The organism is Streptomyces sp. S4.7, from assembly GCF_010384365.1.
GTDB lineage: Bacteria > Actinomycetota > Actinomycetes > Streptomycetales > Streptomycetaceae > Streptomyces.
Map to the genome: position 1 here is coordinate 2,952,022 of NZ_CP048397.1, position 20,148 is coordinate 2,972,169.

Sequence of the window (20,148 nt, forward strand, 5' to 3'; positions counted from 1 at the left end):
CGCTACGGTCAGCTCAGTTACGACAAGTGGCCGCAATTTCATCAGATGCAACACTGCGGTTGGGGTGCATATCAACAGCCGCCTTCCCCCTATGTCCTGGTCAGCACCCTGTGCGGGTTCGGTGTGGATGGCTCGCCGGGCCGCTTGAGATGCGGCGAATGCGAGCCGGCATGCCTTCTGAGCTGGGAACTTGTCAGGTGATTACATCTGATGAAAGATTCCTTCGTCTGATGTAGGCGGCGGAGGGTAGTCATTCGTGGGTGGGAACAGGCTCGCGCCGGGGGCTGTTGGGCTGCACCTGGTAGGTGACCTGCCGCTGCTGCGGCCGGACGAGCAGGTGTTCACGGCGATGCTGGACGGCTGGCGCAACCAGCAGCTCGCGCGGAACCTGGCGTTCTCCACGATCGAGGGCCGGGAGAAGGTGGTACGCGCCTTCGTCCGGCACGCGGACACGTTCCCCTGGGCCTGGTCGCCGCAGATGGTCGACGAGTGGCTGGGCGACCTGCGGTCGGTACGGCACCTGCGCCGTTCCACACTCCGCAACTACCAGGGATCGGTCCGGTCCTTCTGCTCCTTCATCACCGATCCCGCCTACGGATGGGCGGTGACCTGCGAGGAGCGTTTCGGCGCCCACCCGGTGCAGGTGGTGCACGAGTGGAACACCGCGGTGCACGTGGAGGAAGCCGAGGCAGACCCCAGTAAACGGGCCTTCACCCGGCAGGAGTTGCAGGCGTTCTTCGACCACGCCGACGACCAGGTCGGCAGGGTCCGCGGCCGGGGCCGCAAGGGCTGGCTGCCCGCATTCCGCGACGCGATGCTGTTCAAGACCGCGTACGCCTTCGGCCTGCGCCGCAACGAGACGCGGATGCTGGACTCGGTCGACTTCGGACGCAACCCCGAAGGTCCTGAGTTCGGCGAGTACGGCGTCCTCTACGTCCGCCACGGGAAGGCGAAGAAGGGCTCGCCGCCCAAACGCCGCAGTGTGCTGACCGTCTTCGACTGGTCGGCGGAGATCCTCCAGCAGTGGAACGAGGAGGTACGTCCGCTGTTTCCCACCGCCGGCTCCGGGGCTCTGTGGCCGTCGGAGCGATCGGCCCGGGTCGGCTTCTCCCAGATGAACACCCGGTTCACCACCTACCGGGACGCCCTCGGCCTGGACGACGGACTCGACTTCCACTCCTTCCGCAGGTCCTACGTCACCCACCTGATCGAGAAGGGCATGGACGCCCGGTTCGTCCAGGAACAGGTCGGGCACGAACACGCATCCACGACCGCGATCTACACATGCGTGTCCTCCGACTTCCGCACCCGCACCCTGCGCAGAGCGTTGGACGCGACGATGCAGGCCGCTCTGCGGCCGGCGAGGAGGGCTTGATGAAACGCCAGGTCAGCTACCAGTGGCGACTGCGCGAGGTGATGGCCACCCGCGGCATCTTCGCCGCCTCCGACCTCTCCCCGCTGCTCGCCGAACGCGGCATCGAGCTGTCCTCGGTCCAGGTCTGGCGCCTGGTCACCCAGACTCCCGAACGGCTCTCCCTGCCGGTCCTGGCCGCGCTCTGCGACATCCTCGACGTCACCCCCACCGACCTGATCGCCACCCGGGCCGAGAACGTCGCCCCGCGCCGCACCGCCGCCTCCGGCGGCGCCGACGTCGTGGACCTGGCCAACACCATCCGGCCCAAGCGCGCCCGGATCACCCCCGACTCGTGAGCCCGGCCTACGACAGCCGCGAGAAATACGAGCGGTGGCACATACGCACCTGCGCACGCTGCGGCCGCCGCGCAGCCAAGTCCGCGAACTGGTCAGACGGACCTATCTGCCGCACCTGCTATGAACGGGCCACGCGGGACCGAGGCCGCTGCCCCGGCTGCAAAACCGAGCGGCTGCTTCCCGGCCGCAACGTGGCGGGAACCGCGATCTGCCGGGATTGCGCAGGCATCAGCCGCGACTTCTTCTGCGACCGCTGCGGCTTCGAGGGCCTACTCCTGGGCGGACGGCTCTGCGAACGCTGCACCCTCTCCGACCAGCTCACCGCCCTCCTGGACGACGGCACCGGCTGCATCCACCCACAGTTGATCCCGCTGCACCAGCTTCTGGTGAGCCTGGACCGTCCGAAGAGTCGGCTTATCTGGCTCCGCAACCGGCAAGTCCCGGCACTCCTGCGAGACCTCGCCACCGGAACAGTGCCACTCACACACGACGCCATCCAGGCCCTGCCGAACTGGCGGACCGCCGCCTACCTGCGCGACCTGCTCATGGACAGCGGCGTCCTGCCTCACCTCGACCGGCGACTCCTTCTGTTCGAGCGGTGGCTCGCCCAGCGAATCGCCACCACCGCCGACACCGAACACGCCCGCATACTCCAGCACTTCGCCACCTGGCACCAGCTTCGCAAGCTCCGAGCCAAGGCGGCCAAGGGCCCGTTGGGCACGAGTACGACGCAGGAATGCCGCCAGCAGATCACCCAGGCTGGTGCCTTCCTGGTCTGGCTCGCCGCCCGGCACGTCGCGCTGAGCGCCTGCACCCAGACCGATCTCGATGCCTGGCACGCGGAGAAGTACGCCACCCGGCGACCTGCCCAGGCGTTCTTGCGATGGTGCATGGAGACCCGCCGGATGCCGCGGCTGATCATCCCGAACCACCCGACCACCAACCCCCACCCGATGGGCCAACACCAGCGCGTCACCGCCCTGCAACGGGTCCTCGCCGACGACAGCACCGCGCTGAGAGTCCGGGTCGCGGCCTGTCTGGTCCTGCTGTTCGCCCAACCCGTCAGCCGCATCGTTCGCATGACCACCGACGACGTTCTCCGCGACGGCCAGTGCGTCACACTCCGCCTTGGCGACCCGCCCACTCCAGCCCCTGAGCCGGTGGCCGACCTCCTGCTCGACTACCTCCAAGCGCTGCCCGCCAGCACCCCCGCCATCAACCAGAACTCGCCCTGGCTGTTCCCCGGTCGCCGAGCGAGCCAGCCCATGAACCCCGCCACCCTGCGCGACGCACTACGAAAACTCGGCATCCCTGTCGAGAAAGGCCGCACCTCGGCCATTCGCCAGCTCGTCCTCCAGGCCCCGGCGCCCGTCATCGCCCAGGCACTGGGCTACCACGACAAGAGCACCACCCGCATCGCCAACGACGCCGGAGCCCCCTGGAAGAACTACGCACCCGGCGACCACAACCGGCGATCTCCACGGCTCCGGTGAGGCACCGGCCGACCGTGAGATTACGCCTGCAGGCGCTTGATCCAAGGGTGAGGTCCGTACGTCTTGGAGATCGCATCGACGAGCCAGCTTCGCTGCTGATCCGTGAGCACGGGCAGCGCAGCGTCGAAGTCCTCTTCGTCCTTGGGCCGAGGTGTCTTGGCTTTGTAGTAGAGCTGCACGTCCAGGGCGAGAAAGGGAACACCGTCAGCCGAGGTCATCCCCAGCATGCTGATCGGCCTACGCACCCGGGGGTCACGCCGTGACACCCATTCCTGGCCGCAGGACTCGTCGATCATGATCTGGATACGCCAGGGATCGTCGGGCCCGGGCCGGCACCAGATGTCGTGAACTTCCAGCGACAAGACCTCGTCCAACGCCCACGGACGCAGGCTTCCCGGTGGATCGGCGGCCCACCATTGCCAGCCCGACAGAGCCTGCTGGGCCACGAGCTGATCACGCCGCAGCAACAGGACATCGATGTCCCCATGGCTCCGGATTCGGCGGCCCACCGCGAGCTCGATCGCGAAGCCCCCAGCCACCCACCAGCAGGACTCCAAGCCGGAGAACCTCGCGACAACCTCGCTCAGAGAGGCGGGATCCCACCTGCCAAACGGAGCCCGGAGACGTGTCATGCCGCTCATTCTCCCGTGGCTGCCCTTGAGCCGACGCACACCACTGTTGATCACGAGCAGTAACAGACACGAGAGCCGAAAGGCCGTCAGGTTCAGGAACACCGACTACTCGATAAACGACTCTTACCAGTCTTGGGATGCGTCCCGCCAGCTGGCCACGTAGTTCACGCCCCAGACACAGAGAAGTGCATCAGCGTTCAGGTCGTCAGCGTCGGATTCGTCGCTCCCGGTGCTGTTCGCCCCTACAAGTCCCCCTCTACGCAGGCCGACTGGCAATTCACCATGTCCGGTCACGCAGCAGAAGACACGACGACGGCCCCGGTGCCTCGGCACCGGGGACCGTGATCGTTGGAGAGCGGTCCCTAGCCGGACGCCCCCAGTTGCTCTCAGGCCCGGGTGGTCCAGTGTTGTGTGAGTAGTCCTACGGGTCTGGGATCGGGTGGGAGCAGGGCTGATCTGGCGTTTTGGTGGGGAGTGCGTGGATGGGTTCGTTGGGGTGGGCCTCGGTCCCGGGCACGGCGTCTTCCGGCTCGTCGTCCTCGTCCGGAGACGGGAGTCGGGATCCTCTGCTCTCGGCGACTCGTAGCGCGTCGTGCAGGGCCTCGCTTAGTCGCGTGCTGAGGAAGCGCAGCTCTCGGGTGCTGACCTTGTCCTCCCGGAGCATCGCCGCCGCATGGTCGAGCAGCGTGCCACCTGTCTGGAGCTGGACCTCTTCCATCTCGTTGGCCAGCGTGGACAAATAGCTTTGACCGTCATTGGTGACCAGGTAGGAGCGTTGTCCGTCCTCGCCCGGCCATGGGAGCAGTCGTGCCTGTGTGCTCACGTCGACACCGCCCACGCGTGGACGGCGCACCGCAGCCCCGCTTGGCAGCGGCATTCGTGTCGTTCGAGCCGTCGATCCTGCGCCACGTACGGTCGGACGAGTCGGTCGTCCTCGCCGCACATCGTGGGCCAGACGTACGGGTCACGTGCGCGAGGCACTGCCATCGCCCGTACGTCCGCCGCGCGGTGGTGGCCGGGTGGGGGCGATAACAGGCTGATCAGCCGCTCGAAAACCCTGCCGATATGGTTCCGCATGTCGACCTGCTTTCACCAGGTAGGCCAAACCCCGGGGTGCTGTCACGCACCGCCGGGGTGTCTTGTCTCGACAGTCAACGACTGTCTTTGACCAAGCGGCAGCGTTCACATAGGGGTTCGTCTGCACACCGGGGTTCAGGAGGTCCGGCCCAGGGGGTTCGTGATGAACCCCCCTTTTCAGAACGAACTGCTGTGACAGGATGAACACGTGACGTGATGTCGGGGGTGACAGCAGGACGTGAGCAAAGACCCGAACCATCAGTTGGCCGCTGTCATGGCTGAGGCCGGAGCTTCTAACAAAGGGCTGGCCAAGAGAGTTCGCGAAGTCGCTCAGCGGCACGGCGACCACTTAGGTACCACGCACGTTGCTGTACAGCGGTGGTTGGACGGTGGCGGTATTCAGCGTCAGACCGCCGGGTACGTGGCCGAAGCGCTGGGCGACAAACTGCGGCGGACGATCACGCCGAAGGATCTGGGCTTCCCGGCGACGGCGCTGGCCCGCGTGCCCGTGGGCGCCACCCGTTACGCCGGTTCCTTGGCCGAGACGCTGAGCACCTTGGAAACCCTCACGCATCAGCGCCCGGAAGACGGGCCGGGCGACGAAGCGCCGTTGCCCGACAGCGATGTGCACTCGGCCGCTCTGTCGTGGCTCGTCTCGCGGCCGGATGGCTTGCCCACGGATGTGCCCGCCACGCGCCGAGTCGGTATGCGTGACGTCGCCGCGATCCGCACCGCCGCCGGATTCTTCATGCAGCTCGACTTCCAGTTCGGCGGTGGCCACGCACACAAGGCGTTCCGGCACTATTTCCGCGAAGACGTCTTGCCATTGTTGAGTGGCAGCTACAGCGCCAAGGTAGGGGAAGCCCTCTTCCAGGCCGCATCGGAGATGTCCCAGCTCCTTGCATGGAGTGCGTACGACAGCGGCAAACACGCCTTGTCCGACCGCTACATGATGTCGACGCTGCGTTTGACGCAGGTCATCGGCGACCGTGTGATGGGCGCCCGCATCCTGACCAACATGAGCCACCAGGCCAATTACCTTGGCCAGGCCCCGCGTGCCGTTATGCTCGCCCGCGCCTCCGTAGAAGGGGGCCGAGCCACCGCAACACCGCGCGCCATGGCGTTGTTTTTCGCGCATGAGGCTCGCGCGCTCTCCACCGCAGGAGATCACAGGGGCGCCGAGCGTGCGATGAACGAGGCGGAGCGGTTCTTCGAGCACGCCGACAGCGCCGAAGACCCCGAGTGGCTGTCGTACATGGACGAGGCGGAGTTGATCGGCGAGTTCTGCCACTGCTTCCGGGATCTCGGACAGGGGCCCGATGCCGTCCGGTTCGCAGAGCGGGCCGTGGAGCTGACCGATCCCAAGTACGCCCGGACACTGGGCTTTTGCCGCATGGTTCTCGCTCAGAGCCAGCTACTCAACGGCGACCTGGAGGCCGCCGTGACGACCGCTGGCCTTGCTGTCAGAGCTGGCGACGCCCTTCAGTCCGCGCGCTTTCAGCGGTACGTGAGCGACTTCCAACGTGAGGTCTCGGTCCACGCGCCCAACCCTGTCGTCCAGCAGTTCAACGGCGACGTGCAAGCCGCGATGCAACGCCTGGACGACGAGTAAGCAGGCTCAGCCCGGGTTCCAGTCGCGCGGGGCATCCTCGTCACGGAGCGAGGCGATACGACGGCTGTACTCCGCTGCCGTCTCGTCGCTCTCCGAGACGTTCTGCATCAGCCATGTCGTCATGTTGAACTCCTGCAATGACCGCAAGGTGGGGAACCCCGCCCACGAGCGGAGATCCCGACCGTACGCACCGACGAACGCGCCGTACTCCTGCGGCGTCTGCCAACCCAAGCTGTGGTGCTCCGTAGCGGTGACCATCAGGTCCCACTCGGGGTGGTCGTAACTGAACCTCTCCAGGTCGATCAGGATCACCCGGTCACTGCGGTCCACCATGAGGTTCTGTACGTGGGCGTCTCCGTGCACAGGCCCCTTCTGGGAATCGAAGCGCAACTCTTCCACCCGGCCGCGGAGTTCACGCGCGCGCTTACGCAGGAACGCGCGGTCGTCCTCCGGTATCTCGGTCGCCGCGTTGATGCGTCGGTCTGTCCGGTCCAGCACCGGGTACGGCGGGAGACTCAGGGAGGCGGGCAGGGTGAGCGAGTGGAGGTCGCGGAGAATCGCCCCCAGCTCGCCGTACGTCGGCTTACGGTCGCTCTCCTCGATCAGATGCCAGAACGTCACCGGGTGACCATCAATGATCACGGGTTGCTCCAGATCATCCAGAACCCGCGTCGCCGGAAAGCCCTCACGGGCCAGCCACCGGGACACAGCGACCTCACCCCGCGCGGATTCCAGATACTCGGTCGACCGAGCGATCCGGACCACCACCGGGTGCGCCTCCAGGCGGAACAGAGCATTCTCACCCAGGCGGATCAGGCGGGCCCCATCACCATCAAGCCCCGCTTGCCGACACGCCTCAGCAACCACCCGCGTAGCGACGGCCGAGGTAAAGCCTTGTTCCGCGTTCAGTTCAGCACCAGACGGCATGCCCCTACCAACTCCTCAGATCCGCCGACCTGCCATGCGACCACCGGGCGCACTGTCACGACAACATCCATACTGATAGAACAGCCCCGCAGGCCACGACAGGCGAGAAACCAAGGCGTGACGTTCAGCCGTACACGCGGAGACTCGGCTGTCCGGAGATCACATGCGGCACGATCACGTGCGAGTTTCCCCTCTGACCGCCATGCGTACCAAGATCAATCGCAGGTCGGCCGATTAGGGTCGGAGGCATGACGACACCCGTTGCCAGCAGCGCCTTCGACTCGCTCCGCCTCGACGCCGTGCCCGACCAGGAGGCGCTGCGCCGGGCTTACGCACTCCCCGGCGACGCGGCCGTGCGCAAGCAGATGACCGAACTTACCGAACAGACCCGGCGGTTGATCGGATGCTCACCGCTGGTCCTGGTCGCCAGCGCGGACGCCAACGGTAATTGTGACGTCTCCCCGCGCGGTGGCCCAGCCGGGTTCGTCGCCGTCCTGGACACACGGACGGTGGCGATACCGGACGCGACCGGCAACAAGCGTCTGGACACCCTGCAGAACGTCATCGCCACCGGACGGGCCGGGCTGCTGTTCCTCATCCCGGGGCGCACCACGACGCTCAGGGTGAACGGCCGGGCCTGCGTCTCCACCCGCCCGGAGCTGCTGTCGCAGCTGACTGCCGTGGGTAAGCCGCCGGCCAGTGCGCTGGTGCTGGGGATCGAGGAGGTCTACCCGCACTGTCCCAAGTCGCTTCTGCGCAGCGGGGCCTGGAAGCCGGAGCAGTGGCTGCCGGCGGACGCCCAGCCGACCTCGGCCGAGGTGACGCTGGCTCAACTGCGGATGCCGGAGCTGACGATCGCTGACATCGAGCAGACGGAGGCGGATTCGCTGAAGTACCGGTACGAGTAACGGACCGACAGCCGCTGGACCACCAGCCCGCCGAACCCCCAAAACCAGCACGCCCGAGATCAATCTCGGCGCAGCCGGTAATTACAGCTTGAGCAAGAGTTGACATCGATCATCGTCGGCGCGGCGACAGGGGCGGTGTTCTCCCAGGAACGCTTCGGCACACCCCGCCTCGCGGCGGCCGGCCTGATGGTGATCGGCATCGGCCTGATGCTGCGCACGAGTTGAGCGAGGAAACCGTAGCGGCAACGGTGTCCGGCCCATCCGGCGACGCCGTCACGTGCGTAACGTCGCAGCGATCAGCCGCTGTTGGCCGCGATTCCCCGTTCAATCGGGCACGGCACGCGCCCGCCAGCCGCACCGTGGGCGGGCTTCGCCGCTGCTGTCGGCATGGCGATTGCCCGGGTGAGGTGTGGCGAATCGTGGCGAACAGTCGCTCTGGTCGTGCGGGTGTCCGGCGGGCCGGTAGGTTGCGAGACGTTCGGTCATGTCTCTCCCAGAGCGCCTGCCTGCGACAGGCGGGCCCCAACAGGGTTGGGAACGCAGAGAGACGGGAGATCGGACGAGATGGAGCGATCGAAGAGTCGGAGAAGGCGTCGCCGGCGCGGCCAGTCACCGGACTGGGCGCAGTTGGCGGCACTGTTCCTCACGGCGATCACTGCCATCGCGGGGTGCGTCCAGCAGTTTCTGTGACGCATGGAGGGTGAGCCGGACGACTGGTTGGGCGAGTAAGTGAGCCCGGCCGATGCCTACTCGGCCGGACCCACCCTGCCCCGCGCACTGCCTGGCTTCGGGCTGTATCCCGAAGCCAGGCTTTGTGCGTGTGCGGGGAGATCGGCGCACCAGGAGGTCTGGCCTCGTAGGTGCCACAGGATGAGATAACCGCAAGTCAACGGGGTCATCAAGTGCTCGCAGACGATCACGGGGCGATTTGTCGCTTTTCCGCTGGCGAATGATCTTGGCGAACGGTGGCGGTGGAGGGTGGCGAAATACGAACGTCCAGCTAGCGGACTCGCGAGGGTAGCGAAACCTGGCGTTTGCCCTTGCACCGCTGCGGCCGACCGCGCCGACGATCGATAACAGTTGTCGGCAACGGCCACCGGTGCGACCGTACCCACGGACGGCGAAGACAGGCGCGACCATCGCGGCGGCCGGCCTGATGGTGATCGGCATCGGGCTGATGCTGCACACGAGTTGAGGACCGGGATGGACGGAGCGGCATGAACAACAGGCGGCGCAAGAAGCTGTCGCGGCGTCTCGTGTGGGCCGCGAGGCTCGGTGGGGCGAGGGAAGTGGCCGCGTTGCTGCGGGGCGGGGCGCCGGCCCAGACGTGCGACTCCGAGGGGTCGACGCCCCTGTACGCGGCGGCCGTACACGGGGACGCCGACTCCGTACGCCTCCTGCTGGCGGCGGGCGCGCTGCCCGACACCGAGAGCGGGGACGGCACGGAGGGCACGCCGCTGTGCGGGGCGGCGTGCTGGGGGCACTCCGACGCCGTACGCGAACTGCTCGCGTACGGCGCCGATCCGCGGCTGCGCGAGGACGGCGGCAGCGGGCACTCGCCGCTCGAATGGGCGCGGACCGGGCCGTATCCGGAGACGGTGCGGCTGCTGGAGGAGGCGGGGGCCTGAGAAGCCCGGCGCCAGGGGGGTCAGGCCCGCGCCGCCGAGGCCAGCATGTCGAGCGACACCTGCCACAACCGCTCGGCCGCGACGGGGTCCAGTGCGTGCGCGGCGACGCCGCCCGAGTCGCCCTCCCGGTGGAGGCTCGCCTCCTGGCAGTCCTCGAAGTAGCGCCCGCCTACGCCTTCGAGTCCCGGCCACGTCGCCAGGAGTACGGAGGTGGCCGCGCCCTGCTCGGGCGTCTTGAAGGTGTAGCCGGAGGCGACGGCCTTGTCGAGTTCGTCCTGGCTCATGTGGCGGGTCAGATTCGACAGGACGGCGCCGGGATGGACGGCGTTGGCGGTGATGCCGTCACCGGCCCAGCGCCGGGTCGCCTCGACCGCGAAGAGCACGTTCGCCGTCTTCGACTGGCCGTAGGCGAGCCGGGTGTCGAACGGGCGGCGGCGGTAGTCGATGTCGTCGAAGTCCACCGCCTGCCGCAGATGCCCGACCGAGCTGAGCGCGACGACCCGCGCCCGGTCGGCGGCGGCGAGCGCCGGGTGCAGTCCGGTGGCGAGCGCGAAGTGGCCGAGGTGGTTCGTGGCGAACTGCAGCTCCCAGCCCTCCGGCGTCCGCAGCTCGGGCGTGTACATCACCCCGGCGTTGTTGATCAGGATGTCCAGCGGACCTTCCCACGCGTCGGTGAACGCAGCGACGGACCCCAGGTCGGCGAGGTCGACCGGCGCCACGAGCACTCGCTCGTTGCCGGTCGTGGCGCTGATGTCCCGGGCGGTGCGCTCACCGGCCAGGACGTCGCGTACGGCGAGGGTCACCTCGGCGCCCGCCCCGGCGAGCGCGCGGGCGGTCTCGACGCCGATGCCGGAGGAACCGCCGGTCACGACGGTGCGGCGGCCGGTGAGATCGACACCGGCGACGACCTCGGCCGCGGTGGACCCGGCGTTGAAGGGGGTGGTCATCGGGCCGTTGGAGTCGGTGGTCATGGGGGCTGCCTGCCTCTCTCGCGTCTCCCCTCCAGCCAACCACCGGACGCGGGTCATTCAAGGGAGGCTGATCAGCCGGTTTCCGACCTGCCGCGGCAACCCGGGCGGGCACGCCCCACGCGGAGGGGCCCAGCTACGCGGACGGCCGCGGCGGGAACCGCCAGTACTGGCGCTTCTTCTCGTCGCGGACCGCCAGGCCCAGCCGGTTCAACTCACCGCGCAGCGCCCGGACGTCCTCCTCCGTACCCGTCTTCCGCATCGCCGTCGCGCGGGCGCTCATCAGCGCGTTCGCGCCCACCGGAAGCCCCGGGGTGTCCGGGACCCAGAGCCGGAAGTCGGCCTTGTACGGGTCCTCGGCGGCCCAGGTGTAGCCGTGGGCGGTGAAGGCGGCGGCCAGCTCCGCGGCGTCCAGGTCACAGGGCTCGCGGGCCATCTCCTGCGCGTGGTGGCCGAGCAGGACGAGGAACTTGCCGTCCAGGAAGACCGGGCCGACGTCGGCGCGGCTCAGCTCCTGGGACTCGTCGCGGATCGTCAGCGTCACGTGGGTGTCGGTCAGCCGTACGGTCAGCGCCTCGTGCAGCGCGATGAACGCCACGAACACACCGAGCAGCACGCCCGCCGTCACGCCGAGGAAGGTGAGCCAGGGCTCGGGGATCGAGTTCAGCAGCTCCGCCGGACCTTTCATCGGGGCCCAGCGCAGCGTCACCAGCCAGTTGGCGAGAAGTTTGACCAGCCAGCCGACGACAGCTCCGATCGCGGCGAAGGCCGGGACGATCCAGAGCTCTTGGGCCAGTACGGTCGCGTCGCGGTCCCTGGCGGTTGGCTTCATACGCAGAGGTTAGGAAGCGGACGCCGGGGCGGGCATCGGCCGAAGGGATCCGCGGGGGTGACCAAAGTAGGGGGAGCACGCGCGGTGACCGGGCCCGCGCCGATCCGGAGTGACCGGGTCCGTCACGGAGGCTCTCCTGACGGCCCGTCGCGCCTTGACCTGGATCGCACTCCAAGTCCTAGAGTGCCCGCGTACCCCCCAGCGGAGGCCTGACCAGCAAGGGAGCACGACATGCGTTACCGCACTCTCGGCGGCACCGGTATCGAGGTGAGCGTCCACTGCCTCGGGACCATGATGTTCGGCTCCGTCGGCAACAGTGACCACGACGACTGCGTACGCATCATCCACGCCGCCCTCGACCAGGGCGTCAACTTCCTCGACACGGCGGACATGTACTCCGCCGGTGAGTCCGAACTCATCGTCGGCAAGGCGCTCAAGGGCCGCCGCGACGACGTCGTACTCGCGACCAAGGTGCACTTCCCGATGGGCGAGGGCCGCAACCGCGGCGGCAACTCACGGCGCTGGATCGTCAAGGAGGTGGAGGAGAGCCTGAGGCGGCTGGACACCGACTGGATCGACCTCTACCAGATCCACCGGCCCGACCACACGACGGACATCGAGGAGACGCTCTCCGCGCTGACCGATCTCGTACGGCAAGGCAAGATCCGCGCCTTCGGCTGCTCGACGTTCCCCGCCGAGGAGATCGTCGAGTCTCATGTCGTCGCCGAGCGCCGGGCGCTCATGCGGTTCAGGACGGAGCAGCCGCCGTACTCGATCCTGGCGCGCGGCATCGAGACGTCCGTCCTGCCGGTGTGCGAGCGGTACGGGATGGGTGTGCTGACCTGGAGTCCGCTCGCCTCCGGCTTCCTCACCGGCCGGCACCGTATGGGCGGGGCCATCGACATGACCACGGGCCGCGCGGCGCTCACCCCCGCGCGGTTCGATCCGTCGCTGCCGGTGAACATCACCAAGCTGGAGATCGTCGAGCGCCTGGTCGAGCTGGCGAACAGCATCGGCTGCTCGCTGCCCGAGCTGGCGGTGGCCTTCACCGTCGCGCATCCCGCCGTGACATCGGTCATCACCGGGCCGCGCACGATGGAGCAGTTGGACGGTCTGCTGAAGGGTGCCTCGCTCGGTCTGGACGACGCGACGCTCGACCGTATCGACGAGATCGTGCCGCCCGGGACGAACGTCTACCAGCCGGACGGCGCGTGGCGCCCGCCCGTGCTCACCGACGCCTCGCTGCGTCGGCGGCCGGCGGGCGACCGGGCCGCGGCGTGACGCGCTTCGGCTCGTCGACCGCTTCCCGGGTCGACCTGACGGCCCGTCATGCGGCCTGGGAAGACGCCGTAGCCGACTCGAAGGCGGTCAAGTTTCCTGCCAGTAGGCCGACTTGACCGCCCTCCGGCGTGAGGATCAGATCCGACGGCGCACGTGCCTCCACCATCCTCCGGTAGCGGGCGAGTTGGGAGGGCCTGTTCACACACAGCGCGCCGGTGATGTGCTGACCGTCGGTGTAGGCGGTGACGAACCGGCGCTCGGCGAGCGTCCCCTCGACGACGTGCGGGACGCCGTTCCCGCGTCCGACGAACTGGACGGCGCTCTCGTACTGCTCCGACCGGAAGTACGGCACGGATTCGAAGGGCGACGCGTTGTCGCCGTCCGCCAGCAGGGTGTCGGCGGCGGCCCTGGCCTGCTCCACCGTGTCGCTCCGCCGCCCGACCCGCACCACCGTGCCGAACAGCGGGTTGAACCAGCGGGCCACGTCCCCGGCGGCGACGACACGCGGGGCACCCGCCGCCGCGCACGTCGCGTCCAGCAGCACCCCGTCCTCCACGTCGAGGCCGCTCCCCCGCAGCCACTCGGTGCGTGGCGCGCGGCCCACCGCGACGACCACCACATCGGCGGCTACGCGGGTGCCGTCGGCCAGCTCGACCCCGTCGGGGTGGAGTGCGGCGGCCTGGGCGCCGGTCTTCATGACCGTGCCGTGGTCGCGGTGCAGCTGGGCCAGCTCCCGCCCCATCGCCGTACCGAGGACGCGCCCCAGCGGGCCGGGGCCCTCCTCGATGACGGTGACGTCGAGCCCGAGGGCCCGGCAGTGCGAGGCGACCGCGCAGCCGACGAATCCGGCGCCCACGACCGCGACCCGTGGTCCGCCGAGGAGGGCGGCGCGCAGCGCCAGCGAGTCCTCGAAGGTACGGAGGACGAAGACGTCCGGGTGCCCGTCGACCAGGGCGGCGGGCCGCCGGGCCTCGGCACCGGTCGCGATGATCAGCCCGTCGAAGTCCAGCGTCCGGCCGGCCGACAGTCGTACCGTGCCACCCGTGCCGCCGGGTGTACGGCCGAGGGTGATCCCTTCCGCCGTCGTGTTCATCATCAGTTCGACGTCGAGGTCCGGCGCCACCGGAAGCCGGGCGCCCTCCACGTCCCCGCCGGTCAGCACGGCCTGGGAGGGCGGCGGACGGTCGTAGGGCGGAAAGTCGGTGCCCCGGCCGATCAGGGTCAGCCGGCCCTGGAAGCCCCGTCGGCGCAGCGCCTCAGCGGCGCGCACCCCGGCGAGGGAGGTGCCGACGACGGCGACACGACGGAGAGTGCCGTCCGTTCCACGTATTCCACTCACTGCTCTTCGCCGGCCTTGCGCCCCCGCTTGGTCTCGGTCCTCACACGGCTCACTTCCTGACGGATGCCGGTCCGATCCCTGCTCCCACAGGGTTCATTCACTCGATCGGTCCCGTACCCAGACCCTGTCAAGGGGTGTTAAAGATCCACCGCCCGTCGCCCGTCGACAGCGGCCGGAACTGTTCCCCGGCCCGCCGCTCGCCTCGCCCGCCACGGACCGGCGAGAGACCTTGGTACCAGCAGGCCGGGCCCACGCCCGGCACGTACCGAGGAGACGGTCTTCCTTGACTTCCGAGCCTTCCGAGCCTCTTGACGACCGCACCAATGCCGACCGCACCGAGTCCGCCGGGCACACCGACGACGCCGGGCTGCTCTCGCCCGGCCGCGCGGGATCCGCCGCCGAGGCGGCCACCGCGGACGCCGCGTTCCTCCGGGCGATGCTCGACGCCGAGGCGGCGCTGGTCCACGCGCAGGCCGCCGTCGGTCTCGCGCCGGAGGCGGCGGCCGACGCGATCACGGCGGTGGCGGCGACGGCTGAGCGGTTCGACGTACGGGACGTGGCGCTGCGGGCGCGCTCCGAGGGCAACCCGGTGCCCCCGCTGGTGGCGGATCTGACGGCGGCGGTGGACGACGAGGACACGAGGGCGGGAAGGAACGCGGACACGGCGCAGTACGTGCACCGGGGCGCGACCAGTCAGGACATCGTGGACACGGCGATGATGCTGGTCGCCGCCCGTACGGTGCCCGTGATCCTGGCGGACCTGGACCGTACGGCCGACGCGCTCGCCGCTCTCGCCACGGCCCACCGCACGACCCCGGCGGCGGGGCGCACCGTCACACAGCACGCGGCCCCGACCACGTTCGGGCTGAAGGCCGCGGGCTGGCTCTCGTCGGTACGGGCCGCCCGCACCCGGTTGGCGGCCGTCCGGCTCCCGGCCCAACTGGGCGGCGAGGCGGGTACGTTGGCGGCCTTCGCGCCGGACGACATCACGGTGGACGGGGCACCCGGCAAGACCTCCACGGCCGCGTCCTGCGAGCCCGTCTACGACCTGACGGGTCCGCTCGACACCACCCTGGAAAGCCCTCCCGAGCCGCTGCCCGACTACCCGCCCGCCACCGGCCCCGTCCCGGAGGGAGACTCCGAGCCCGGCGTCGGGGTCGACCCCGCGCCGGACGAGCCGATCTACGACCTGCCGGGCGCGGCCCCCAACAACTCGGCCGAGGCCGCGACGGAGAGCCGGGGCGCACCCGGCACCGGCACCGGCACCACCACCGAGGCGGCCGGCCCCAGCGCCGGCCCCGAAGCCGACACCGGCGTGCGTCTCCTCGCCGCGTACGCCGACCGGCTGCGTCTCGCCGAACCGACGCTGCCGTGGCACACCCTCCGAACTCCCGTCGCCGATCTGGGCTCGGCCCTCGCCTTCACCGCGGGCGCGCTCGGAAAGGTCGCCGCCGACGTGCTCGTGCTGTCCCGGACCGAGATCGGCGAGGTCGCCGAGGCGCGCGGCGGCGGTCCGGCGACGCCGCCGCACCGGCGCACCCCGGTGCGGGCCGCCCTGATCGCCGCAGCCGCGCGACAGGCTCCCGCACTCGCCTCCGTACTGCTGGGCGCGCTCGTCGCCGAGGACGAACGCCCCGCCGGCCCCTGGCAGGCCGAGTGGCAGCCGCTGCGCGAGCTGCTGCGGCTGACCGGCGGAGCCGCCCGCGACGCCGCCGAACTCGCCCACGGCCTGCGCGTCTTCCCCGACCGGATGCGGGACAACCTCGCCCTCACCCACGGGGTGCTCTCCGCCGAACGGCTCGCGAGGGCCCTGACCCCCGCCGTCGGCCGGGCCCGCGCGAGGGAACTGCTCGCCGCCGCCGAACGGCTCGCGGCGGGGGCGGGCATCCCGCTCGCACAGGCGCTGACGGAGACCGACCCGGCGGTCGCCGAGCTGATCGGCGAGGAGCGGATGCGCGCCCTCACCGACCCGGCCGGATACACCGGTTCCGCCCCGGCCTTCGTGGACCGCGCCCTCGCCGAACACGACGCCGACGCGAATGCGGAAGCGGGAGCGGGAGCGGGAGCGGAGACCGGCGCGGAGGCCGAAGCCGAACAGCCCCCGGCCGACACGCCCGAGCCCCCTCGATGACCGCTCCCCGCTCGGCCGCCCCCGCTCGCTCGCGGCCGAGTCGCGTGTCCGGTTCACCCCACTTAGAGTCAGATCCGGTGAACGACGGCGCTCCCTGTCCGAGGGCGCGCACCACCCCGTTCCACCACCCCACACCTATGACTGATTCACAGGGCACGCCGCCGACCACCACGAAGAGTGCCGCCGCCCCCGACGGGAACGGCGGCAACGGAATCGCGCTGGCCATCATCGCGTCCTGCCAGCTGATGGTGGTCCTCGACGTCACCATCGTGAACATCGCGCTCCCGCACATCCAGAGCGCGCTCGACTTCTCGACCCAGAACCTGTCGTGGGTGGTCAACGCGTACACCCTCACCTTCGGCGGTCTGCTGCTGCTCGGCGGGCGCCTCGGCGACATCCTGGGGCGGCGCAGGGTCTTCATGTCCGGCATCGCGCTCTTCGCCGTCGCCTCCCTGCTCTGCGGTCTGGCGCAGGACTCGTGGCAGTTGCTGGCCGCCCGTGCCGTCCAGGGCATCGGCGGCGCGATCGCCTCCCCGACGTCGCTGTCGCTGATCACCACCACGTTCCGCGAAGGGCCCGCGCGCAACAGGGCGTTCGGCGTCTTCGCGGCCGTCTCGGCGGGCGGCAGCGCGATCGGGCTGCTGGCCGGCGGCATCCTGGTGGAGTGGCTCAACTGGCGGTGGATCTTCTTCGTCAACGTGCCGATCGGGCTGCTGCTCATCCTTCTGACTCCCCGCTTCATCAAGGAGTCCGAGCCGCGCCCCGGTCACTTCGACGTCGTCGGCGCGCTCACCGCGACGCTGGGCATGGTCGGTCTGGTCTACGGCTTCATCCGGGCCTCCGAGGAGGGCTGGACCGACGCCCTGACGCTCGGGTCCTTCGCCGCGGCCGTGGTGCTCCTCGTGCTGTTCATCGTCATCGAGCAGCGTTCGAGGCAGCCGATCACACCGCTGCGGATGTTCAAGGACCGCAACCGCGCGGGCGTCTACGGGATGATGCTCAGCCTGGCCGCGGCGCTGTTCGGCATGTTCTTCTTCCTGACGCTCTTCGTGCAGGAAGTCCTCGACTTCAGCCCCCTGCGGGCCGGTCTCGCCTTCCTGCCGGTCAGTGTGGTCATCGCCATCGGCTCGGGCCTCGCCTCGCAACTGCTGCCGCGCTGGGGCCCGAAACCGTTCATGGTCTCCGGCGCGGTCCTGGCCGCCGCGGGCCTCGCCTGGCTGACGCTGACGGACGTGAACAGCACCTATCTGGGCAGCCTGCTGGGTCCGGTGCTGGTCTTCGGCCTCGGTATGGGCTTCCAGTTCGTGTCGCTGACCCTGATGGCGCTCTCGGGCATCAGCCAGGAGGAGGCGGGGGCGGGGTCCGGTGTCTTCAACGCGACACAGCAGGTGGGCGGTTCGCTGGGGCTGTCCATCCTGGTGACGGTGTTCGGCACCGCCAGCAGGAACGAGGCGAAGACCCAGGCCCGCGACTTCCTGGCGCACGCGACCCCGGCGCAGAAGCTGACGTTCCGGAAGACGGGTTCGCTGCCGAAGCCGTGGAGTGACGAGGTGCTGACGCACGGTGTGACGAACGCCTTCATCGCCGCGGCGATCTTCGCCCTTGTGTCGGCCCTGATCGCGGTGTTCGTGATCCAGGTACGGGCCTCCGACCTCGAACGCCTCCAGGGCGGCATGCCACCGCCCACCGCCTGACCGTTCCTATGTGCTCGTGGAGATCAGCCCGAGGGCCAGGATCAGGGCGGGCCCGGCGGTCCTGCGGGTCACGGCGTTCTGCGCGGGCGGGTAGCCGCGCGGTACGCCCTCCACCAGCATGATCAGATAGAGGTAGCAGCGGTACAGCGCCATGCGCAGCCGCGCGGCCCCGCCGAAGCCGGAGTCACCGCCACCCGCCCGGTAGCCGGCCAGCAGAGCCTGGTCGTCCTCGGGCTCGCCGAAGAGATTGAGCGACACGAACTCCGCCAACGGATCGCCCCAGAACATCCGTTCACCGTCGATGACCCCACCGATCCGCCGCTCCCCCGCCTCACCCGTCAGCAGGATGTTGCCCTGCCACAGATCGAAGTGCACGAGCGCGGGCACGGTGACCTCGTCCAGCGCCGGTACGGCGTCCCGTACCAACTCCCGCACGCGCTCCCCGGTCACCGGCAGCCTGGCCCCGAACCGCTCGGCGTCCGCCAGCACCGCCTCCAGCATCGCGGTGAACGCCTCACGCCAACTCCCGGCGGTGGGAACGGCTCCGGACGGATACCCGAAACGCGTACCGGTGACGGTGTGCAACCGGGCCACGTACGACCCGAGTTCACGCCGCAGCCGTTCGTGCTCCGCGTCCCCGATCCCGCCCGCCAGGCCGGACCACGGCTCCCCCGGGCACTCCGTCATCAGCAGCGAATCCGCCGCGAGACGCACCACCTCGGGCACCGGCACGGGCACGCCACCGGCCGACCGGTAGAACTCGCCCTCGTTGATGAGCAGTTCGCCCTCGTACGTCAGACGCGGCGTCCCGGCCTCCGGCGGCAGCTTCAGAATCAGCCGACCACCGTCGTCCAGCCGAACGCGGTAGAGGGAGTTGTACGTCCCCCCGCCCAGCACCTCGTATCCGTCGACACCCGCCCGCGCCCCGGCGGCTTCGAGTATCGCGGCGAGCCGGGACGCGGTCAGCGCGGACATGTACGGACCCTCTCGACGGCGGACCCCCGAGACGCGGGAGTCCCCTCAGCCTACGAGCACCTTCCGCAGCACCTCCGCGAACTCCCCCGGCACCTCGACGAACCCGCCGTGCCCGCCCGGGAATTCGGCCGGTTGGGAGCCGAGCCGGTCGGCCAGCTCCGTCGATGTGCGGTACGTGAGCAGTTGGCCCGACGTCGCGCCGATGCCGATCACGACCCGGGCCGGTCCGGCCTTCAGCGCGTCGATGTCCGGCAGGTAGCGGGCGGTGCCCCGCAGTTCGTGGCCGAGGAAGCGCGCCACGTCCGCCATGTCCTGGGCGGAGGGCTCGCCGGGCGGCTCGGCGGGGGCACCTTCCTCGCCGGGCGCCATCCCCGCGGTCGCCATGAACTTCGCGAACGCCGGCCCGGGACCCTCCCGGTGGAACGTCTCGACGATGTCGTCCGTCTCCGCGCGCCGCTCCGCCGCGTCGGGCAGCAGCTCCAGCACGGGCGGTTCGTGCGCGACGAGGGTCCGTACCCGCGCCGGGTGCCGCGCGACCAGCGCGAGCCCGGTCACGGCGCCGCCGCTGCTGCCGAACACATGGGCCGACTCGGCGCCCAGGTCGTCCAGGATCGCGGCGAGGTCGTCCGCGCGCAGCTCGGGGGTGGAGTCCTGCGCCGGGTCGTCCAGCGTGCTGCCGGAGATGCCTCTGGGGTCGTGGGTGACGACGGTGTACTCGGCGGCGAGCGCGTCGGCCAGCGGTGCGAAGTGCGCGCCGCTCATGGGCGCGCCGGTGAGCACCAGGAAGGGGCCGGAGCCCCGTACCTCGTACCGCAGGTGCGCGCCGGGGACGTCGAGTGTGCGGGTGGTGACCATGATGGAGCCGTCCTTGCCTGGGAAGCCCGGAGATTCTCGGTGTCACCGGAGTTTCCCGGTGACACAGACAAGACCCCGTCGGTCGC

Annotated in this window: 17 protein-coding genes and 1 pseudogene; 10 read left to right on the top strand and 8 right to left on the bottom strand. The window is 69.7% G+C overall.

Translation table 11 applies throughout. The features are described from left to right. The first annotated feature begins 256 nt into the window (after window positions 1-256). From SSPS47_RS12875 to SSPS47_RS12885, 3 genes are all read left to right on the top strand, one after another. Entirely contained in the window at window positions 257-1,375 is a 1,119-nt protein-coding gene (locus SSPS47_RS12875) for a site-specific integrase (protein WP_203557829.1), read from the top strand. Further along, window positions 1,375-1,710: a helix-turn-helix transcriptional regulator gene (locus SSPS47_RS12880; protein WP_164251158.1), complete on the top strand. Its 336-nt coding sequence runs from the start codon at window positions 1,375-1,377 to the stop codon at window positions 1,708-1,710. The genes SSPS47_RS12875 and SSPS47_RS12880 overlap by 1 nt, the downstream gene beginning before the upstream one ends. Window positions 1,711-1,901: 191 nt before the next feature. Continuing rightward, window positions 1,902-3,203 carry a site-specific integrase gene (locus SSPS47_RS12885; RefSeq protein WP_239064878.1) on the top strand — a complete coding sequence of 434 codons (1,302 nt, stop codon included), beginning with the start codon at window positions 1,902-1,904 and terminating at the stop codon, window positions 3,201-3,203. A 20-nt stretch (window positions 3,204-3,223) separates the two neighbouring features. Here SSPS47_RS12885 and SSPS47_RS12890 read toward each other — a convergent pair whose 3' ends face one another. Next, window positions 3,224-3,835 carry an amino acid transporter gene (locus SSPS47_RS12890; protein WP_164254546.1) on the bottom strand — a complete coding sequence of 204 codons (612 nt, stop codon included), beginning with the start codon at window positions 3,833-3,835 and terminating at the stop codon, window positions 3,224-3,226. A 421-nt stretch (window positions 3,836-4,256) separates the two neighbouring features. Beyond that, on the bottom strand, window positions 4,257-4,658 hold the full coding sequence (locus SSPS47_RS12895; protein ID WP_343234877.1) for a hypothetical protein: 402 nt from the start codon (window positions 4,656-4,658) through the stop codon (window positions 4,257-4,259). Between the two features lie 492 nt (window positions 4,659-5,150). Between SSPS47_RS12895 and SSPS47_RS12900 the strand changes: the two genes are divergently transcribed. Next, complete coding sequence (locus SSPS47_RS12900; protein ID WP_164251162.1) at window positions 5,151-6,524, top strand: sporulation protein; 1,374 nt, start codon at window positions 5,151-5,153, stop codon at window positions 6,522-6,524. A gap of 6 nt (window positions 6,525-6,530) precedes the next feature. On the opposite strand, the gene SSPS47_RS12905 is transcribed toward SSPS47_RS12900, so the two are convergent. Next, on the bottom strand, window positions 6,531-7,451 hold the full coding sequence (locus tag SSPS47_RS12905) for an aminoglycoside phosphotransferase family protein (protein ID WP_164251164.1): 921 nt from the start codon (window positions 7,449-7,451) through the stop codon (window positions 6,531-6,533). A gap of 248 nt (window positions 7,452-7,699) precedes the next feature. Here SSPS47_RS12905 and SSPS47_RS12910 point away from each other — a divergent pair, with 248 nt between their 5' ends. The 3 genes and pseudogenes from SSPS47_RS12910 (at window position 7,700) to SSPS47_RS12920 (ending at window position 9,987) form a co-directional block, all read left to right on the top strand. Then, window positions 7,700-8,359, top strand: a complete 660-nt coding sequence (locus SSPS47_RS12910) for an MSMEG_1061 family FMN-dependent PPOX-type flavoprotein (RefSeq protein ID WP_164251166.1) — start codon at window positions 7,700-7,702, stop codon at window positions 8,357-8,359. Between the two features lie 102 nt (window positions 8,360-8,461). Beyond that, window positions 8,462-8,584, top strand: a pseudogene (locus SSPS47_RS12915) (EamA family transporter); the annotation flags it as partial. Between the two features lie 992 nt (window positions 8,585-9,576). Then, window positions 9,577-9,987: an ankyrin repeat domain-containing protein gene (locus SSPS47_RS12920; RefSeq protein ID WP_164251168.1), complete on the top strand. Its 411-nt coding sequence runs from the start codon at window positions 9,577-9,579 to the stop codon at window positions 9,985-9,987. Between the two features lie 20 nt (window positions 9,988-10,007). Here SSPS47_RS12920 and SSPS47_RS12925 read toward each other — a convergent pair whose 3' ends face one another. Beyond that, the gene (locus tag SSPS47_RS12925) at window positions 10,008-10,958 is read right to left on the bottom strand and encodes an SDR family NAD(P)-dependent oxidoreductase (RefSeq protein ID WP_203557830.1); all 951 of its coding nucleotides are present in this window, start codon (window positions 10,956-10,958) and stop codon (window positions 10,008-10,010) included. A gap of 133 nt (window positions 10,959-11,091) precedes the next feature. Next, window positions 11,092-11,787: a hypothetical protein gene (locus SSPS47_RS12930; RefSeq protein ID WP_164251170.1), complete on the bottom strand. Its 696-nt coding sequence runs from the start codon at window positions 11,785-11,787 to the stop codon at window positions 11,092-11,094. A 231-nt stretch (window positions 11,788-12,018) separates the two neighbouring features. Between SSPS47_RS12930 and SSPS47_RS12935 the strand changes: the two genes are divergently transcribed. Then, a complete protein-coding gene (locus SSPS47_RS12935) occupies window positions 12,019-13,068 on the top strand; it encodes an aldo/keto reductase (protein WP_164251172.1) in 1,050 nt (349 codons plus the stop codon). Window positions 13,069-13,114: 46 nt separating this feature from the next. Here SSPS47_RS12935 and SSPS47_RS12940 read toward each other — a convergent pair whose 3' ends face one another. Next, on the bottom strand, window positions 13,115-14,407 hold the full coding sequence (locus SSPS47_RS12940) for an FAD-dependent oxidoreductase (RefSeq protein WP_164251174.1): 1,293 nt from the start codon (window positions 14,405-14,407) through the stop codon (window positions 13,115-13,117). Window positions 14,408-14,843: 436 nt separating this feature from the next. On the opposite strand from SSPS47_RS12940, the gene SSPS47_RS12945 reads away from it, so the two are divergent. Continuing rightward, window positions 14,844-16,538: a lyase family protein gene (locus SSPS47_RS12945; RefSeq protein WP_164254548.1), complete on the top strand. Its 1,695-nt coding sequence runs from the start codon at window positions 14,844-14,846 to the stop codon at window positions 16,536-16,538. A gap of 137 nt (window positions 16,539-16,675) precedes the next feature. Then, complete coding sequence (locus tag SSPS47_RS12950) at window positions 16,676-18,232, top strand: MFS transporter (protein WP_164251176.1); 1,557 nt, start codon at window positions 16,676-16,678, stop codon at window positions 18,230-18,232. 6 nt (window positions 18,233-18,238) lie between these two features. Here SSPS47_RS12950 and SSPS47_RS12955 read toward each other — a convergent pair whose 3' ends face one another. Then, a complete protein-coding gene (locus tag SSPS47_RS12955) occupies window positions 18,239-19,207 on the bottom strand; it encodes an aminoglycoside phosphotransferase family protein (protein ID WP_164251178.1) in 969 nt (322 codons plus the stop codon). Between the two features lie 45 nt (window positions 19,208-19,252). Then, window positions 19,253-20,062 (bottom strand): alpha/beta hydrolase, encoded by an 810-nt coding sequence (locus SSPS47_RS12960; protein ID WP_164251180.1) that lies wholly within the window; start codon window positions 20,060-20,062, stop codon window positions 19,253-19,255. Between the last annotated feature and the right edge of the window lie 86 nt (window positions 20,063-20,148).

Bases quoted from the DNA above. Each gene is read 5' to 3' on its own strand.
- SSPS47_RS12880 (WP_164251158.1), top strand. From the start codon at position 1,375: ATGAAACGCCAGGTCAGCTACCAGTGGCGACTGCGCGAGGTGATGGCC.
- SSPS47_RS12890 (WP_164254546.1), bottom strand. From the start codon at position 3,835: ATGACACGTCTCCGGGCTCCGTTTGGCAGGTGGGATCCCGCCTCTCTG.
- SSPS47_RS12905 (WP_164251164.1), bottom strand. From the start codon at position 7,451: ATGCCGTCTGGTGCTGAACTGAACGCGGAACAAGGCTTTACCTCGGCC.
- SSPS47_RS12910 (WP_164251166.1), top strand. From the start codon at position 7,700: ATGACGACACCCGTTGCCAGCAGCGCCTTCGACTCGCTCCGCCTCGAC.
- SSPS47_RS12920 (WP_164251168.1), top strand. From the start codon at position 9,577: ATGAACAACAGGCGGCGCAAGAAGCTGTCGCGGCGTCTCGTGTGGGCC.
- SSPS47_RS12925 (WP_203557830.1), bottom strand. From the start codon at position 10,958: ATGACCACCGACTCCAACGGCCCGATGACCACCCCCTTCAACGCCGGG.
- SSPS47_RS12930 (WP_164251170.1), bottom strand. From the start codon at position 11,787: ATGAAGCCAACCGCCAGGGACCGCGACGCGACCGTACTGGCCCAAGAG.
- SSPS47_RS12935 (WP_164251172.1), top strand. From the start codon at position 12,019: ATGCGTTACCGCACTCTCGGCGGCACCGGTATCGAGGTGAGCGTCCAC.
- SSPS47_RS12945 (WP_164254548.1), top strand. From the start codon at position 14,844: ATGCTCGACGCCGAGGCGGCGCTGGTCCACGCGCAGGCCGCCGTCGGT.
- SSPS47_RS12950 (WP_164251176.1), top strand. From the start codon at position 16,676: ATGACTGATTCACAGGGCACGCCGCCGACCACCACGAAGAGTGCCGCC.
- SSPS47_RS12955 (WP_164251178.1), bottom strand. From the start codon at position 19,207: ATGTCCGCGCTGACCGCGTCCCGGCTCGCCGCGATACTCGAAGCCGCC.
- SSPS47_RS12960 (WP_164251180.1), bottom strand. From the start codon at position 20,062: ATGGTCACCACCCGCACACTCGACGTCCCCGGCGCGCACCTGCGGTAC.